At 73.7% G+C, this 16,605-nt stretch carries 12 protein-coding genes; 5 read left to right on the top strand and 7 right to left on the bottom strand.

Annotated elements, in window-relative coordinates:
- Positions 1 to 38: 38 nt before the first annotated feature.
- The 4 genes from ABD901_RS27825 to ABD901_RS27810 are packed head-to-tail and all read right to left on the bottom strand — an operon-like array spanning position 39 to position 4,062.
- On the bottom strand, positions 39 to 1,310 hold the full coding sequence (locus tag ABD901_RS27825; RefSeq protein ID WP_345130766.1) for an LLM class flavin-dependent oxidoreductase: 1,272 nt from the start codon (positions 1,308 to 1,310) through the stop codon (positions 39 to 41).
- 13 nt (positions 1,311 to 1,323) lie between these two features.
- Positions 1,324 to 2,217, bottom strand: a complete 894-nt coding sequence (locus ABD901_RS27820) for an LLM class flavin-dependent oxidoreductase (protein WP_345130764.1) — start codon at positions 2,215 to 2,217, stop codon at positions 1,324 to 1,326.
- A gap of 37 nt (positions 2,218 to 2,254) precedes the next feature.
- A complete protein-coding gene (locus tag ABD901_RS27815) occupies positions 2,255 to 3,505 on the bottom strand; it encodes an NAD(P)-binding domain-containing protein (RefSeq protein WP_345130902.1) in 1,251 nt (416 codons plus the stop codon).
- A complete protein-coding gene (locus tag ABD901_RS27810) occupies positions 3,502 to 4,062 on the bottom strand; it encodes an OsmC family protein (protein ID WP_345130762.1) in 561 nt (186 codons plus the stop codon). The genes ABD901_RS27815 and ABD901_RS27810 overlap by 4 nt, the downstream gene beginning before the upstream one ends.
- Before the next feature lie 83 nt (positions 4,063 to 4,145).
- Here ABD901_RS27810 and metX point away from each other — a divergent pair, with 83 nt between their 5' ends.
- The 5 genes from metX to ABD901_RS27785 all read left to right on the top strand — a co-directional run bounded on the left by metX (position 4,146) and on the right by ABD901_RS27785 (position 8,597).
- A complete protein-coding gene (gene metX / locus ABD901_RS27805; RefSeq protein WP_345130760.1) occupies positions 4,146 to 5,336 on the top strand; it encodes a homoserine O-acetyltransferase MetX in 1,191 nt (396 codons plus the stop codon).
- On the top strand, positions 5,333 to 6,628 hold the full coding sequence (locus ABD901_RS27800) for an O-acetylhomoserine aminocarboxypropyltransferase/cysteine synthase family protein (protein ID WP_345130757.1): 1,296 nt from the start codon (positions 5,333 to 5,335) through the stop codon (positions 6,626 to 6,628). The genes metX and ABD901_RS27800 overlap by 4 nt, the downstream gene beginning before the upstream one ends.
- Entirely contained in the window at positions 6,625 to 7,098 is a 474-nt protein-coding gene (locus ABD901_RS27795; protein WP_345130754.1) for a CoA-binding protein, read from the top strand. The genes ABD901_RS27800 and ABD901_RS27795 overlap by 4 nt, the downstream gene beginning before the upstream one ends.
- A 69-nt stretch (positions 7,099 to 7,167) precedes the next feature.
- On the top strand, positions 7,168 to 8,337 hold the full coding sequence (locus ABD901_RS27790; protein WP_345130752.1) for a glutamate-cysteine ligase family protein: 1,170 nt from the start codon (positions 7,168 to 7,170) through the stop codon (positions 8,335 to 8,337).
- A 59-nt stretch (positions 8,338 to 8,396) separates the two neighbouring features.
- Positions 8,397 to 8,597 (top strand): hypothetical protein, encoded by a 201-nt coding sequence (locus ABD901_RS27785; RefSeq protein WP_345130751.1) that lies wholly within the window; start codon positions 8,397 to 8,399, stop codon positions 8,595 to 8,597.
- Here ABD901_RS27785 and ABD901_RS27780 read toward each other — a convergent pair.
- The 3 genes from ABD901_RS27780 to ABD901_RS27770 all read right to left on the bottom strand — a co-directional run bounded on the left by ABD901_RS27780 (position 8,569) and on the right by ABD901_RS27770 (position 16,510).
- Positions 8,569 to 13,887 carry a P-loop NTPase gene (locus ABD901_RS27780; RefSeq protein ID WP_345130749.1) on the bottom strand — a complete coding sequence of 1,773 codons (5,319 nt, stop codon included), beginning with the start codon at positions 13,885 to 13,887 and terminating at the stop codon, positions 8,569 to 8,571. The two genes, ABD901_RS27785 and ABD901_RS27780, sit on opposite strands and share 29 nt — an antisense overlap.
- A complete protein-coding gene (locus ABD901_RS27775; RefSeq protein ID WP_345130747.1) occupies positions 13,884 to 15,227 on the bottom strand; it encodes a lipase/acyltransferase domain-containing protein in 1,344 nt (447 codons plus the stop codon). The genes ABD901_RS27780 and ABD901_RS27775 overlap by 4 nt, the downstream gene beginning before the upstream one ends.
- Positions 15,228 to 15,334: 107 nt before the next feature.
- Entirely contained in the window at positions 15,335 to 16,510 is a 1,176-nt protein-coding gene (locus tag ABD901_RS27770) for an ROK family transcriptional regulator (RefSeq protein WP_345130745.1), read from the bottom strand.
- Positions 16,511 to 16,605 lie beyond the last annotated feature (95 nt).

Here is a 16,605-nt window from a genome sequence, read left to right as displayed (position 1 = left end):
CGGCGAACGTCGTGCTGCCAATCGGCACGCAGCTGGAGCTAGAGAGACAAGTGCTCGCGCAGCGTCGTGCCCTCGTACGCGGTGCGGTACAGGCCGCGCTCCTGCAGCTCGGGCACGAGCCGGTCGACGATGTCCTCGACGGTGCCGGGCAGCAGCTGCGGCAGGATGTTGAAGCCGTCGACCACACCGTCGCGGGCGAAGCGGGCCCACTCGTCGGCGATCTGGCCGGGCGTGCCGACGAAGCTCGGGTGCAGCGGGCTGATCTCGACGACCAGCTGCCGGATCGACAGGTTCCGCTCGGCGGCCAGCTCGCGCCACTGCCGGATCCGATCGAGCTTGCCGGTGCGCAGCTCGATCGGGATGGTGCCGCGCGACGGGTCGAGCTCGGCGTCGGTGGGATCGATGTCGGGCAGCGGGCCCTCCGGGTCGTAGCCGGACAGGTCCTTGCCCCAGAACTGCTCCAGGTAGGCGAGGGCCCGCGGGCCGGTGGTCTGCTCGTCGCGGATCCAGTGGGCCCGCTCCTGCGCCTCGGCGGGCGTGTCGCCGAGCACGACCGAGGCGCCGGGCAGGATGCGCACCGCGTCGGCGGGGCGGCCGTACGCGGCGAGCCGCTCGCGCAGGTCCCGCGCGTAGGCGGCGGCCTTGTCGTAGTCGGTGTTCGCGGAGAACACGACGTCGGCGTGGCGGGCGGCGAGGTCGCGTCCGCCGGGGGAGTCGCCGGCCTGGAACAGCACCGGCCGGCCCTGCGGGCTCGACCTGCCCAGCCCGCCGGCGCGCAGCCGCACCAGGTCGGTGTCGCGCTCGACGATCTCGTCCGGCGCGGCCGACCACAGCGCCTTCGCGGCCTCGACGAACTGCTCGGCGCGCTCGTAGCGCCGCTCGTGCGCCAGCCAGCCGCCGTGCCGGAAGTTCTCGCCGGTCCAGGCGTTGTCGGTGGTCACGATGTTCCAGCCGGCGCGGCCGCCGGAGACGCGGTCGAGGCCGGAGAGGCGGCGGGCCAGGTCGGCGGGGTAGTTGTAGGTGGTGTTCTGGGTTGCGACCAGGCCGATGCGCTCGGTCGCCGCGGCGAGCGCGGCGAGCTGCGTGATGGCGTCGGGCCGGCCGGCCACGTCGAGGTCGTGGATGCTGCCGCGGTTCTCGCGCACCCGCAGGCCGTCGCCGAGGAAGAACGCGTCGAACAGCCCGCGCTCGAGGGTCTGGGCGACGTGCACGAACGTGTCGATGTGGGTGTGCGACGCGAAGTCCGGCCGGGTCCACAGCAGGTTCGGGCCGACGCCGGTGAAGAACAGGCCGAGGTGCAGTCGCGGCACGGTGCGCTCCATTTCACGCGGTACGGGCGAGGGCGTAACGGTTGGCCGGCCGCGGCAGGCCGAGGGTCTCGCGCAGGGTCGCGCCCGCCGGCGCGAGCGCGAGGGCGGGCGGGATCCGGTCGACGAGCTCGAGGTCCGGCAGGTGCAGGCGGACGCCGTCGACGACGCCGGCGAGCCGTTCGAGGCGGAGCTCGAGGTCGTCGAGGCCGGTGAGCTCGGCGAAGGCGAGGGCGGCACCGTGCCGGCGGGCGCGCACGGCGCGGCGGCCGATGTCGTCGACGGTGTCGCCACCGACGAGGGCGATGTCCAGGCGGCCGGTGACGCCGAGCGCGTCGGAGCCGATGACGACCACCTGCCCCTGCGGCGGGCGGGGCGTGATGAGCGGGCCGATGACGGAGAACGTCGCGCCCTCGAAGCCGACGTGGTGCACCCGGTCGCGGTCGAGGAACCGGCCGGTGGCGACATCGCGGATGACCGCGTCGTCCTCCCACGAGTCCCACAGCCGCCGGGCGACGTCGATGACGTCGGCGGTCTCCCGCCGCACCGCCTCCGGCCCGAGCGGCGCGCGGCCGACGGTGGCGAGGGCCTCGGCGCCGCGGGCGGCGCCGACGACCCAGGCCGCTCGGCCGAGCGTGGCGTGGTCGAGGCTGGCCAGCTGGGTGGCCAGGTGGAACGGCTCGGTGGCGGCGACGTGCAGCGTCGGTGCGAGGCCGATCCGGGTGGTGCGCCGGGCCAGGTACGAGGCGCGCACCCCAGCCTCGATCGACGGCGAGCCGGGGTGGTCGTCGATGGTGACGAACGCGACGCCGGCCCGCTCGGCCGCGGCGACCGCGCGCTCCAGCGCGGCGATGTCGGTGGCGGTCGACGGTGCGTCGACCTCCAGCGCGAGGTGCAGGGGAATGCTCACGCGTGACGTCCCTTCGCCCGAGGGCTATCCATACTATTCAGGTAGGATAGCTGGGTTGCTGGGCGCTGGGAACACCCCCCAGGTGCCGCGCCAGGTGCTCCACCACGTCGCGGGCGTCGTCCTCGATGCCGTGGATGTACGTGGACTTGCGCCGGCGCAGCACGGGCAGCCCGAGCGCGTACAGGCCCGGTGCGTCGGCCGCGCCGCCGTCGTGGCGCAGCCGGCCCTTCGCGTCGAGCACGGGCACGTCGAGCCACTCGTAGGCGGGCCGGAAGCCGGTCGCCCACACGATCGTGCGGATCTCGCCGCCGCGCAGGTCCACGTTGAGGCGAGGCGCGGCCGGGGCGCGGGTCGGCTCGAAGCGCTCGGGCGGGCCGGCCTCGACGCCGGCCGCCTGTGCCCAGGCGTCGAACGTGTCGAGCAGCCGTGCGAGCTTCAGGTCCGCCAGGGAGAACAGGCTGCGCAGGCCGCCGGAGAACAACGCCCGCCCGTCGCGGACGGCCGCGAGCCGGCCCACCAGCTCGACGCCGTCCGCGGCCAGGGTGTTGAGGTCGAGGGTCGCCCGCGCCGGGGCGCCGACCAGCTGCGGCGAGGCCAGCCGCCGGGCCCGGTCCAGGTCCTCGATCTCGTCGTACCGCTGGTCCCATACGCCGGAGGAGTGCATCCACCACAGCACGTCGCGGCCGCGGTACGTGCGCGGCATCCGGACGTGCTCGCCGACGGCGAGGGTCACCGGCCGGCCCGACCGGCGCAGCTCGGCGGCCAGCTGCACGCCGGTGGCCGAGGCCCCGACGACCAGCACGCGCCCGTCGGGCAGCTCGTCGGGGCCGCGGTAGTCCAGCGGCGTGCGCTGCTCGACGGCGGCCGGCACGGCGGCGCTCAGCGGCGGCACCACCGCCCGGTTGCACGCGCCGCTGGCGAGGACCACCGCCCGGCAGTGCAGCTCGCCGCCGTCCGTTTCGATGTGGTACCCCCCGTCGATGCGTCCGACCCGCGTGACGGCGGTGTGGTCGCGCACCGGCGCGCGGCCGGCGGTGGCGTAGCGCGCGATGAACGCCGCGACCTCGGCCGCCGTCATGTAGCCGTCGGGGTCCGCGCCGTCGTAGGCACGCCCCGGCAGCCGGGTCAGCCAGTTCGGCGTGAGCAGCCGCAGCGAGTCCCAGCGCTCGCGGCGCCACGAGTTGGCGACCACGCCGCGCTCGAGCACGACGTGGTCGATCGAGCGGGCCGCGAGGAAGTGGCTCGCGGCGAGGCCGGCATGCCCGGCGCCGACGACGACCGCGGTCAGCCGTTCGATGGCGCGACCTCGACGGTGACGTCGGTCGGGTTGGTGAGCGCGTCGAACACCGCGGAGCGCTTCTGCGACTGGGCCACCAGCGCCTCGATCTCCTGCTGCGAGGCGTCGGCGTCGATGGTGAAGGTCACCTTGATGTCGTTGAAGCCGTTGCGCACGTCGGCGTCGGCGCCGAGGATGCCGCGGATGTCGTGGCTGCCCTCGACGCTGGCCTCGACGGAGCGCAGCTGGATGCCCCGGTTCTGCGCGACCGAGGCCACGCCGGCCGTCAGGCAGCCCGCGAGGCCGACAAGCAGGTACTCGATCGGGGTGATGCCGTTGTCCTCGGCCGCGAACACCGCCGGGTGGTCGGCCTCGAACACCGACTCCGCCTTGTGGCTCTGCTCCTGCCCGAGGCCGTGGAACTGCTGGATGCGCGTGGTGCTGTGCACGCCGTTACGCCACTGCGAGGTCGCCCGCCAGGTGAACTGCGCCGCCTCCGGCGCGTTCGCGAGCGCCTGGCGCGCCTCCAGCAGGGCCTGTACGTTCACCCCGTTGTCGATGGTCGTCATGATGATCGAGTCGCCTCTCCGAGTACCATATAATGCCTAGTAAGTTGACCGACAATATACCGACCGGGAGCACCACGCCAGAGATGATCATGAAGTCGGTCGGCCGTGTCGAGACGCAATACCTGGACCTACCTGCCCCGGTCCCGCTCGACTGCGGCCGCGAGCTGTCCCCCGTCCGGGTGGCCTACGAGACGTACGGCACCCTCGCGCCCGGCGGCGACAACGTCATCCTCGTGTGCCACGCCCTCAGCGGCGACGCGCACGCGGCCGGCGTCTCGGCGGAACCGGCGGCCGCCGGCACGCGCGACGGCTTCGGCGCCGAGGACCGTGACGGCGCGGCCGGCGCGGCGCTCGGCTGGTGGGACGGGATGATCGGCCCGGGCAAGGCGTTCGACACCGACCGGTACTTCGTCGTGTGCACCAACCTGCTCGGCGGCTGCCGCGGCACCACGGGCCCCTCGTCGATCGACCCGGGCACGGGCCGCTCCTACGGCTCGGACTTCCCGGTCGTCACCGTCGCCGACATGGTCCGCGTGCAGAAGGCGGCCCTCGACGCGCTCGGCGTCCGGCGGCTCGCGGCGGTCGCCGGCGGCTCGCTCGGAGGCATGCAGGCGCTGGAGTGGGCGGTGCGGTATCCCGATCTGGTCGACGCCGTCGTGGCCATCGCCAGCACGCACGGCCTGCACGCGCAGGGCGTCGCCTGGAACGCGATCGCCCGCGAGGCCATCATGCGTGACCCGGCGTGGCAGGGCGGTCACTACCACGGCACCGGTGCGGCGCCCGAGGCCGGGATGGGCGTGGCGCGCATGATCGGCCACGTCACGTATCTGTCCGCGCCGGCCCTCGACGACCGGTTCGGCCGGCGGCTGCAGGCCGGCGATGACATCAGCCACACGATCACCGGCGCCGAGTACCAGATCGAGAGCTACCTGCGCCACCAGGCCGGATCGTTCGTGCGCCGCTTCGACGCCAACACCTACCTGTACCTCTCGCGCGCGCTCACCTACTTCGACCTCGCCCGCCAGCACGGCGGCGGGTCGCTCCCGCGGGCCCTGTCCGGCCTGCGGGCGCGTACGCTGCTGATCGCGTTCAGCTCCGACTGGCTCTACCCGCCGGCCGCGTCGGCAGACATCGCCGACGCGCTGCGCGGCCTCGGCAAGGAGGTCGAGTACCACGTGATCGAGGCCCCGTACGGCCACGACAGCTTCCTGCTCGAGGAGGCCCGGCAGACCCCGCTCATCCAGCGGTTCCTCGCGGGGGAGGGTGGCGCATGAGCGCCGAGGCGGCCCGGGAGTTCGGGTTCGAGACGCGGCAACTGCACGCCGGGCAGCGGCCCGACCCCAACACGGGAGCGCGGGCGGTGCCGATCTTCCAGACCACCAGCTACGTGTTCGAGGACCCGGAGTCCGCCGCGGCGTACTTCAACCTGCAGGAGTACGGCAACACGTACTCGCGCATCATGAACCCGACCGTCGCGGTCTTCGAGGAGCGCATGGCCAACCTCGAGGGCGGCGCCGGCGGCGTGGCCTTCGCCAGCGGGATCGCCGCGCAGGCGGCCGCGCTGTTCACGCTGCTGCAGCCGGGCGACCACGTCGTGTCCTCGGCGGCGCTGTACGGCGGCACGGTGAATCAGCTCAAGCACCTGCTGCGCAAGATGAACGTCGCGCTCACCTGGGTGGACCCGGACGACCCGGACGCCTGGCGGGGCGCGGTGCGGCCGGAGACGAAGGCGTTCTTCGCCGAGACCATCGGCAACCCGGCCGGCAACGTGCTCGACATCGAGACCGTCGCGGCGATCGCGCACGAGCACGGCGTCCCGCTGGTCGTGGACAACACGTTCGCCACGCCCTACCTGTGCCGCCCGATCGAGTGGGGCGCCGACATCGTCGTGCACTCGGCGACGAAGTTCATCGGCGGGCACGGCACGAGCATCGGCGGCGTCGTGGTCGACGCGGGCACGTTCGACTGGTCCAACGGCCGGTTCCCGGTCGTGGCCGAGCCCTCGCCGGCCTACCACGGGCTGAAGTTCCACGAGACGTTCGGCACCTATGGGTACCTCATGAAGCTGCGCGCCGAGACCCTGCGCGACCTCGGCGGGGCGCTGTCGCCGTTCAACGCGTTCCTGTTCCTGCAGGGCCTGGAGACGCTGTCGCTGCGGATGGAGCGCCACGTCGGCAACGCCCGGGCGGTCGCCGAGTTCCTCGAGGGGCACGACCTGGCGTCGAACGTGACCTACCCCGGCCTGCCGTCGAGCCGCTACCGCCCGCTGGTGGACAAGTACCTGCCGCGCGGGGCCGGGGCGGTGTTCTCGTTCGACTGCGCCGGCGGCCGGGCCGGCGGCCAGGACCTCATCCGCGGCGTGACGCTCTGGTCGCACCTGGCCAACGTCGGCGACGCGAAGAGCCTCATCATCCACCCGGCCAGCACGACCCACCGCCAGCTCGGCGACGACGAGCTGGCGGCCTCCGGGGTCGGCCCCGGCACCGTGCGGCTGTCGGTCGGCACCGAGTCGGTCGAGGACCTCATCTGGGATCTTTCGCAGGGATTTGCGATGGTGAAGCCGTGAGCAGGTATCAGGATCCGCTGGACATCCAGCGCGTGCTCAACACCGCGCGCACGGTCGCGATCGTCGGGCTGTCGGGCAACGAGCTGCGTGCCAGCTACTTCGTCGGGTACTACCTCAAGCGCCACGGCTACCGGGTGATCCCGGTGAACCCGCGCGAGACGCAGGTGCTCGGCGAGACCTCGTACGCGAGCCTGCTCGACGTGCCCGAGCCGGTCGACGTCGTCGACGTGTTCCGCGCGCCCGACGCGCTGCCCGGCATCGCCGGCGACGCGGTCGCGATCGGCGCGGGGACGCTGTGGTGCCAGTACGGCGTCATCAACGACGAGGGCAACCGGATCGCCGAGGACGGCGGGCTCACCGTCATCGTGGACCGCTGCCTGAAGATCGAGCACGCGCGGTACGCCGGCCGCATGCACTGGCTGGGCTTCAACACCCAGCGCATCACCTCCGTCCGCGGCGGTCTGCAGTAGCGTTACACAGCGTGATGGCCTGCCTGCGAGTGGTGTTCCTCGGCGGTGTTCGCGGGTAGCATCCGGCCTATGCGGACCACACACCCCATCTCGCTCGAGGACGCCGAGGGCTACATCGCGTCGATCTGCTTCAAGACCGGGCCGCCGGCGGCCATCGGCGTCGAGCTCGAGCACATCGTCCACACCCCCGAGCACCCCACCCGGCCCGTCGACACCGCGGCGCTCACCGCCGCCATCGAGCCCGGCCTGCCGCACGGCGGCCGGCTCACCCTCGAACCCGGCGGCCAGATCCGGCTCGCCGCGCGGCCGCAGCCGGACCTCGCCCGGCTGCACGCCACCGTCAACGCCGAGCTCGACCGGCTCGACGAGCTCCTCGCCGGCGCCGGCCTGCGGATCAGCGGCGCCGCCATCGATCCGCATCGGGCGCCCCGGCGGGTGGTCTCCTCGCCGCGGTACCGCGCGATGGCCGCCTCCTTCGCCCGGCGCGGCGGCGACGGGCGCACCATGATGTGCAGCACCGCCGGCCTGCGGCCCGTCCTCGACGCCGGCCCGGCACGCGGGCTCGCGGCCCGCTGGGCGGCGCTGCACGAGGTCGGCCCGACCCTGCTCGCGCTGTTCGCCAACTCCCCGGTCCACGCCGGTCGCGACACCGGCTGGGCGTCGACCCGCATGCGCACCTGGTACGGCATCGACCCGGCCCGCGCCGGCACCGTGCCGACCGGCGCCGACCCGGCCTCCGCGTGGGCCCGCTACGTGCTGCGCGCGCCGCTGCTGTGCGTGCGCCGCCCGACCGGCCGCTGGGGCGTCCCGGCCGGCGTGACGTTCGCCGACTGGATCGGCGGCGCGCTGCCCGGCCGCCCGACCTACGACGACCTCGACTACCACATCGGCACCCTGTTCCCGCCCGTGCGCCCGACCGGCCGGGTGCAGGTGCGCTACCTCGACACCCAGCCCGGCCGCGACTGGTTCGCCCCCGTCGCCATGCTCACCGCGCTGCTCGCCGACGACACCGCGATCGACGCCGTCCGGGACATCGCCGAGCCGGCCGCCGGCCGGTGGGTCGAGGCGGCCCGCTACGGGCTCACCGACACCGTCATCGCGACCACCGCGCCGCCGCTGGCCGACCTCGCGCTGCGCGTCCTGGCCCGCGACGGCCTGCCCGGCGCGCTGCGCGACGAGGTGGCGGCGGCGGTGGAGGACCGCTTCCGGCACGCGTGGCCGTACCTGCACCGTCCATGATGGACCCGGGCGCCGGTCAGTGACCGGCGCCCGGCTCGCTGACCTCGGCCCTCGGCGGTGTGACGCGATTGACTGCCGAGGGCCGCCGGGCCTGGCACGATTGGTGCAACGGGCGCGGCGCCGGCGCCGTGGCCGAGGCGATCCGGCAGTTCGGCGGCGGTGACTTCGTCGCGGCGCCGGGTGACGTCGCCACCGACGAGGGGACCCGGGAGGTGCTCGAGGGCGCAAGCCTCATGCGTCGTCGGTCCAGGCTTGGATGACGATGGCGGCCAACTCGTCGGCCGGGCCGCGCAGTTCCGGGACGTGCCGGCCCAGCGACCGCAGCCGAATGGCCGCCGCGCTGCGCTGCGTCGGGTCGGCTGCGTCGGCGAACGCTCGAGCGTGTGCGCGGGCCGACTCGAGCTCGCCCACGGCGAGGTCGTCTACGGCTCGGATGAGCCGGTGCTCGCCGACGACCGGCGTGATGTCGGTGATGAGGGCGACGGTGAGCAGGTCGCCCGTTTCGATGGCCGCCGTTGCGGCGTCGAACGCCGATTGGGCGTCGGTCACCCAGGTGTAGACGTCGTCGAGGACGGCGACGCCGCGATGCCGGAGCAGCGCGAGGATGGCCGCGTGTTGTTGCTCCGGCTCCATGTCGTGGCCGGCGAGCTGGTCGATGGTCTGGTCGGTGCAGAGCTCGTCGGCGTGCTCGGCCAGGAACCGTTTGGACGCTTCCCAGGTGGGGGTGTTGATCCATGCCGAGAGCAGCGATTGTCGTTGCTCCTCATCGCCGAGCTCGGCGATCACGTGTTCCAGGCCCTGTCGACCGATGGCGTCGAGCACCGCGGCCTGGTGGTCGAGGACAGGGTGGTTGCCCTCGAGGAGACGAAGTGTCTCCGTAGTGGCGCGAAGCGCAGGGTCCTGGAGGTGCTCGGCGTTGGCGCGAAGCAGTGCTTCGAGCGCCGTCCAATTGCCGAGCCGCGCCCGCCAGGTGTACAGCAGGTCGAGGTGCTCCGGTGCAAGAGTGGCCGTGGCCCAGTCGGGCAGGCTCGCGTCGCGGATGCCGACGTGTTCTGCCGTGGATCGCACCAGGAGGCGCGTGCCCGGGGAATCGGCGAGCTCGGCCGCGCGGCGGAGCTGCGCAGCGGCCCGCTCGGTTTGGTCGTGGCGATGCAGGAACAACGCGTAGTGCGTGGTCAGTTCGGCCTGCGCGGCGTCGGTGTCGGCCGCCGTGATCGTCTGATGCCAGAGGTGGTCGGCGCCGGCGGTGTCGTCGTCGGCGAGGAGGAGATCACCATAGTTGTGCAGTGATCCGGCGAGGCCGGTCAGGAACGCGGCCGGTTCGGCGTGGGCCAGCTGGCGGCGGATTGCGACGGCTTCGGTGATGGGGGCCAGTGCTGCGGCCGGGTCTCCGGCGCGGCGCCACTGCACCGCCAGGTTGTGCAGTGCTGCGGCGAGGCCGGGCAGGAACGCGGCCGGGTTGGCGTGGGCCAGCTGTCGGTACAGGTCGACGGCTTCGGTGTTGGAGGTCAGTGCTCCGGCCCGGTCTCCGTTGTTGCCCTGCTGGACGGACAGGCCAATCAGCGATGTGGCGAGGTCGGGTGCGAATGCGGCCGGTTCGGCGTGGGCGAGCTGGCGGCGGATTGCGACGGCTTCGGTGATGGAGGTCAGTGCCGCGGCCGGGTCCTCGGTTTCGCTCTGCCGGCTGGACAGGTTGTGCAGTGACCTGGCGAGGTCGGGCAGGAACACGTCCGGGTTGGCGTGAACCAGTTGGCGGTGCAGGTCGACGGCTTCGGTGATGGTGGTCAGTGCTCCGGCTGGGTCGTCGGCTTCGCCCTGCTGTACGGACAGGCTGTTCAGTGACATGGCGAGACCGGGCAGGAACGCGTCCGGGTCGGCCTGGGCCAGGTGTCGGCGGATGGCGACGGCTTCGGTGATGGAGGTCAGTGCCGCGGCCGGGTCGCCGGTTTCGCTCTGCCGGTTGGACAGATTGTGCAGTGCATTGGCGAGGCCGGGCAGGAACGCGTCCGGGTTCGCGTGGGCCAGGTGTCGGCGGATGGCGACGGTTTCGGTGATAGTGGTCAGTGCCGCGACCCGGTCTCCGGTGTCGCCCTGGTAGACCGCCAGGTTGTTCAGTGACATGGCGAGGTCGGGCAGGAACGCGTCCGCGTCGATGCGGGCCAGGTGTCGGCGGATCGCGACGGCTTCGGTGATGGAGGCCAGTGCCGCGACCGGGTCGCCGGCGTCGCTCTGCTGCACAGCCAGGTTGTTCAGCGACGTGGCGAGGTTGGGCAGAAACGCGTCCGGGTCGGCGTGAGCCAGTTGCCGGTGCAGGTCGACGGCCTCGGTGACGGAGGTCAGTGCGCCGGCCCGGTCTCCGTTGTCGTCCTGGTGGACCGCCAGGTTGGTCAAGGACATGGCGAGGTCGGGCAGGAACGCGCCCGGGTAGGCGCGGGCCAGTTGCCGGTGCAGGTCGACGGCTTCGGTGATGGAGGTCAGTGCGCCGGCCCGGTCTCCGGTTTCGCGCTGCGGTACCGACAGGTTGTTCAGCGCGGTGGCGAGGTCGGGCAGGAATGCGTCCCGGTCCACGTGGGCCAGTTGCCGGCGGATCGCGACGGCTTCGGTCATGGAGCTCAGCGCTCCGGCCCGGTCTCCGATGCCGTTCTGCTGTACCGCCAGGTTGCTCAGCGACGTGGCGAGGTTGGGCAGGAACGCGTCCGCGTTGGCATGGGCGAGCTGCCGGTACAGCTCGATGGCTTCGGTGATCGAGGTCAGCCCCGCGGCCCGGTCGCCGACGCCGCGCTGCTGGTTGGACAGGTTGTTCAGGGAGCTGGCGAGGCCGGGCAGGAACGCGGCCGGGTTGGCGTGGGCGAGCTGCCGTTGCAGGTCGACGGCCTCGGTGATGGAGCTCAGCGCTCCGGCCCGGTCTCCGGCTTCGCCCTGCAGCAGCGACAGGTTGTTCAGCGAGGTGGCGAGGTCGGGCAGGAACGCGGCCGGGTTGGCGGCGGCGAGCTCCTGATGCAGGTCGACGGCCTCGGTGATCGAGGCCAGCGCTGCGGCCCGGTCGCCGACGCCGCGCTGCTGGTTGGACAGGTTGTTCAATGACGCGGCGAGGCCGGGCAGGAACTCGTCCGGGTCGACGTCGGCGAGCCGCCGGTCCAGGTCGACGGCCTCGGTGATCGAGGTCAGCGCTGCGGCCCGGTCGCCGACCTCGCCCTGCCGGTTGGACAGGCTGTTCAACGACGCAGCGAGGCCGGGCACCAACGCGTCCGGGTTGGCGTCGGCGAGCCGCCGGTGCAGCTCGACGGCTTCGGTGATGGAGGTCAGTGCCGCGGCCCGGTCGCCGACGTCGCTCTGCGCGTTGGACAGGTTGTGCAGTGACGTGGCGAGGTCAGGCAGGAACGCGTCCGGGTTGGCGTCGGCCAGTTGCCGGTGCAGGTCGACGGCCTCGGTGATGAGGACCAGCGCGCCGTCCCGGTCCCCGGCGGTCGTCAGCCGGAAGCCGGCGAGGCCGAGCAGGCCGGCGAGGTGTTCGGGTTCGGTGGCGGTGTGGGTGCGGGCGTTGCGCAGGCGGGTCGTGTCGACGTTCGCCCCGAGGGCGGCCAGTCCGGTGTGCCGGTGGGGTATCGCAGCGGACAGGTCGTCGAGGGGGAGTGGTGTGTCCGGGGCGTTCGTCAGCTGGGTGAGGGCGTCGAGGGCGGCCCCGCCGAGGACGGCGGCCACATTCAGGACCAGCGGCCACCGGCTCGGTTGGGCACGGAGGTGGTCGGCGAGTTGCCGGGCGGCGAGCCGTTGGTTGCGCTCGCCGGCGCGGTTGAACACGGCCAGCGCGCGGACGATGTCGTCGTCCGCGGTGAGGGTGGCCAGGCAGGCCTCGAGCAGCGACGGGTCGGAGCCGGTCTCGCGGAGCAGGAGGTGGTCGCCGACCGGGTCGGGGCGGATGGCGAGCGGTTCGCCGGCCCGAGGCCGCAGGCAGGCGGTGAGGGTTCGGCCGATGTCGTAGCGGCGGTCGGGCCCGGCCCGCTCCTCGAGTGGCCGCAGCGCGGTATGGACGGCGGCCGGCGCCGGCGTGAGCAGGGTCAGGCAGGCCGCAGCCCGGCGCAGCAGGTCGGCCGGCGGGGCGGCGGACTGGCTGATCTGCCGCCAGGCCTTGGCCCAGTAGCGTTCCTCGTGCTCGAGCACATGGTCGTACAGCTCGTCCTGGCTGGCGGGGAGCCGGCCCTGTTCCTGCGCGGCGAACCAGCCCAGCAGCACGAAGTCGAGGGTGGTCCAGCGCGCCGCCGACGGCCGGGGCAGCGTGGCCGGGTCGACGGTGTCGAGGTCGGCGCCGCCGAGGGCGGCGTAGGCGCGGCGGAACACTGCCCGGCCGTTGGGGTGGCGGTCCGGCAGCGTCAACAGCCGGGGCGCCGTGAGCTGCCCGTCGTCGCGAAGGGCGGTGGCGATCTCGGTGAGCCAGTCGCCGTCGAACGACCGGGCGGTCAGCAGCACCACCGCGGGTGCGTCCGTGCGGCGGCCGACCGCCTGCAGCACCCGCTGAGCGGCTTCGACGTTGGCGTCGGCGTAGTCGACCACGACGAGGAGGGGCGAGAGGACCGAGCCGAGCCAGTCCACGTCCGGCCCGGCCGCCTTGGGGCGCAGGACGCCGCTGTACCAGCCGTCCCGGGCCGTCGCCGCCGCCAGTTCGAGGGCCAGTCGGGTCTTGCCCGAGCCGCCGGCGCCGGTCAGCACGCACAGTGCGGTCTGCCCGGCGTCGAGGGTCTGCCGGCACAGGTTGCGCAGGATGGTGAACTCGTCGCGGCCCTGGAACGGGACCAGGCCGTACTCGGCGCGGACGAGCTGCAGCGCGCTGTCGTGTTCGCCGGTCAGCGTGGCGTAGGGCGGGCGCAGCGGCGGATGGTCCGGCGCGGTGCCGGGGTCGTACGGGTCCTGTCGGTGCACCGTGACGTCCAGGCCCAGGCGCCACGGCCGGCCGGTCGTGTGCCGGTACCCGGCCTCGACCGCCTCGGCCAGGCCGACCCCGGCACCGGGCAGTGTCGTGCCGGGCAGCGGGACGCAGAACCCGACCGGGTCCACGACCAGCAGCGAGCCGGCCGTGTCGCCGAGGTCCCGGGCGAGCAGGTCGGCCAGCCCCGCGGGTGGCTGCGTCCACCAACCGTGGACCGGCGCGTCCGGGTAGTGCTCGTCCTCGCCGATCCAGAAGCCGACCACCGCATGCGCCGCGCCGCCGGCCTCGACCGGGCCGAGCACGATCAGGATCGGGCGCAGGCCGGCGCCGAGGCCGGCCGCGGCCAGCGTGACGGCGAGGTCGAGGCAGGTGCCGCGCCGCGGTGTGCGCAGCACCTGGTCCGGCGGCCGGATCACCTGCCGGCCGCGGTCGTCGGACGGCGCCTCGTGCGCGTACTCGATGCCGATGGCGGCAAGCCGGCGGTACACCTCGCCGAGCCGGTCCCGCACCCCCGCCCCGGACGCGCCGGGCGAGCCGGCCAGCTGCTGTACCCGCTCGGGCAGCACGTAGCGGGCGAGCGCGACGTCCTCGCCGGTCAGGCTCCACCGCGGCCAGTTGCGTGTCACAGCTCCAGCACCGCCACCGACTCGACCACCCGTAGGTCTCCCGAGCCGGGTACCGACGGCGCGTCGACCTGGATGTCGTACAGGCCCGGCGGCAGCCCGCGGATCCGGCCGGCGAAGACTCCGTCGGCGGCCGGCTCCAGCCGCACCTGCTGCACCGGGCGGATGCCGCCCGGCTCCCGGACCACCACGCCGACCGCGGCGGGCGGCCCGTCGGCGCCCAGCACGCCGGCCCGCACCGCGATCGGCTCCCCGGCCGGATGCTCGGCGTCGATGTCCAGGCCGATGGCGGCCGCCGCGGTCCCGTCGTCGCGGATCGGGTCGAGGCTCGAGTACGTCTCGTACGCCTCGACCAACCGGGCCACGAACCGGGCGGATCCCAGCGGGGAATGCCGTTCCCGCACCCTTCCCGCGCCCGGGCTCTGCCGGCCGCCCTCGACCGGCACCGCGCAGAACGCGGGCACCGTCCCGTCGCCGAGCTCCGCATCCCATCCGGTGAGTCCCAGCCAGTGCGGCGGCTCCCGCCCGACCTCCAGCCTCGTGCCGTCCCAGCGGGCCGATCGCAGCGTGGGATGACTCCAGCCCCGGCGGGCGTCGACGGGCGGCAACCGCTCGGCGTCGCGCAGGCCGGCGTCGATTTCCTGGTGTACCGCATAAGCCCGCGCGGCCGGCCCGCGCACCGCCGCGAGGGGCAGCTCGTGCGCGTACGACCCGCGCTGTTGTGCCACGTCCCACACGGCGGGGTACCGCGGCAGCAGCTCCGCCAGCGAAGGCCAGGCCCGCAGGACGGCCACCGGCTCGGTCAACCGGCCGCCGAGCACGCCGTTGGCCATGATCTGCAGCGCCTTCGGTGCCCCGGCGAACGGCGTGCCCAGCGTGATCACCCCGCGGCACAGCGCCGCCCCGCCCAGCGCGCCGAGCCAGTACGCGGCGACCAGGCCGCCGAGGGAGTGCGCGACCACCACGACCCGCCGCTCGTCCCCGGCGCCGAGGCGCAGCAGGCGGTCCCGCACCTGCCGGTCCAGCTCGGCGGCCGAGTCGGCGACGCTCAGCCGGAAGTCGTACGCAAACAGCATCACGTTCGCGGCCGGCAACCCGCTCAACTGCTTGACGAGGCTCTCGTAGCCGTGGATCACCGTCCAGCCCGGCAGCAGCTGCCGCGAGCCGATCAGGCCCACCGGGTGCAGTCGCGGGGACTCCTCCAGGCTCAGCCGGCCCGGGCTTTTCAGCAGCGACCGGATCGAACCGAAACCCGCGTCCCATACGACCTCGCCGCGATCGTCGGCGAGCACACTGCCGCCGATGCCCGGCAGTACCACCACGAGGTTCTTGCGGGTAGTCACGAACGACCCACCCTTTCCGGCCAGGATGGCGCGCAGCTGTGGGTATCGTTCCATCTCCGCCCGGGCCTCGGCCAGTGCGGGAGCCCGATGCGTGCCGGCGGCTGCTGTCAGGCGGTCCGGCCCCACTCGTGGTGCAGCAGGGCCGCGGCACCCAGGGTTTCGGCGTCGGCGCCGAGCCGGCCGAGGGTGATGGTGACGGCGCCGGCCATGGCCGGGCTCGCGTAGCGCTCGACGGTTTCGGACAGGCCGCGCAGGATGTGGGCGCCGGCCGGTCCGACGGAGCCGTCGAGCACGATGGTGTCCGGGTTGAGCAGCGTGCACAGGTCGGCGAGCGGCCGTCCGACCGCCCGGCCGACGTCGACGAGCATGCGCTGCAGGCCGATGTCGCCGCCCTCGGCCAGGCGCAGGACGGTCGCGAAGTTGAGCGGCTCGTCGTATGCCGGCTGGGCGAGCTCGATGAGCTCCTGATGGATCGTGGTGAGCAGGCATCCGCGTCCGCCGCAGGAGCAGACGCGGCCGTCGGGGCGCACCTGGACGTGGGCGAGCTCGCCGGCCAGTCCCGCGGTGCCGCGCACGAGCCGGCCGTCCATGACGAGGCCGAGGCCGATCGAGTGCTGGCCGACCTTGAGGTGCATGACGTCGGACCGGTCCCGTCCGGCGCCGTGCCGCAGCTCGCCCAGCGCCGCCAGGTTGGCGTCGTTCTCCACGAAGGTCTCGACGCCGAGGTGCGCGCCGAGGGCGGCGGCGAGGTCGCCGTCGAGCCAGGCCGGGATCCACTCCCATCGGCGGGCCGTGGTGCCGGCGGGGCGGCGCTGCGGTGAGACGGGGGCGGCGACGCCGACGACGACGGCGCTCAGCTCGCCGATGCGCCGGCCGGCCGACTCGGCGGCGCGGCCGAGGGCGTCCTGGATCGCGGCGATCGCCTCGGGCCTGGCCGTCGCGCGCTCCAGGGTGCCGTCCGCCCGGCCGAGCGGCTCGCCGGTCATGGTGACGATCGCCGAGCGCAGCCGGCTCCCGGCGACCGACACGACGCCGATCGCCGTCGCCGGGCCGGTCAGCGCGACCATCCGGCCGGGGCGCCCCGGCGCGCCGAGGCGGGCCGCGGCGTGCTCGGTCACCAGGTCGCGGGCGACCAGCTCGGCGAGCAGCCCGGCGACGGTGGCCTTCGGCAGGCCGAGCTCGCGGCCCAGGTCGGCCCGGCTGATCGGGCCCGACCGGCCCAGCAGTGCCAGTATCCGCCGGTGGCTGGGCCGCAGCCGCCCGCCGTCAGGTTCGCTCGCCATGCCGCCACGATAGCGAATTCGTTCGGATCTGACTAAATTCCAGGCACTTCCATTCGCAAAGGGCGTGAATTACGGTGCATTCGTGAGCGTGAAGA

This window comes from Dactylosporangium darangshiense (genome assembly GCF_039537565.1).
Classification (GTDB): Bacteria; Actinomycetota; Actinomycetes; order Mycobacteriales; family Micromonosporaceae; genus Dactylosporangium; species Dactylosporangium darangshiense.
The sequence above is the reverse complement of the archived record's forward strand: the minus strand, read 5'-3'. Positions and strand labels throughout refer to the sequence as shown.

What these genes read in the sequence shown, in the direction of transcription:
- ABD901_RS27790 (WP_345130752.1), top strand. Translation starts at nt 7,168, where the DNA reads ATGCGGACCACACACCCCATCTCGCTCGAGGACGCCGAGGGCTACATC.
- ABD901_RS27800 (WP_345130757.1), top strand. Translation starts at nt 5,333, where the DNA reads ATGAGCGCCGAGGCGGCCCGGGAGTTCGGGTTCGAGACGCGGCAACTG.
- ABD901_RS27810 (WP_345130762.1), bottom strand. Translation starts at nt 4,062, where the DNA reads ATGACGACCATCGACAACGGGGTGAACGTACAGGCCCTGCTGGAGGCG.
- ABD901_RS27770 (WP_345130745.1), bottom strand. Translation starts at nt 16,510, where the DNA reads ATGGCGAGCGAACCTGACGGCGGGCGGCTGCGGCCCAGCCACCGGCGG.
- metX (WP_345130760.1), top strand. Translation starts at nt 4,146, where the DNA reads ATGATCATGAAGTCGGTCGGCCGTGTCGAGACGCAATACCTGGACCTA.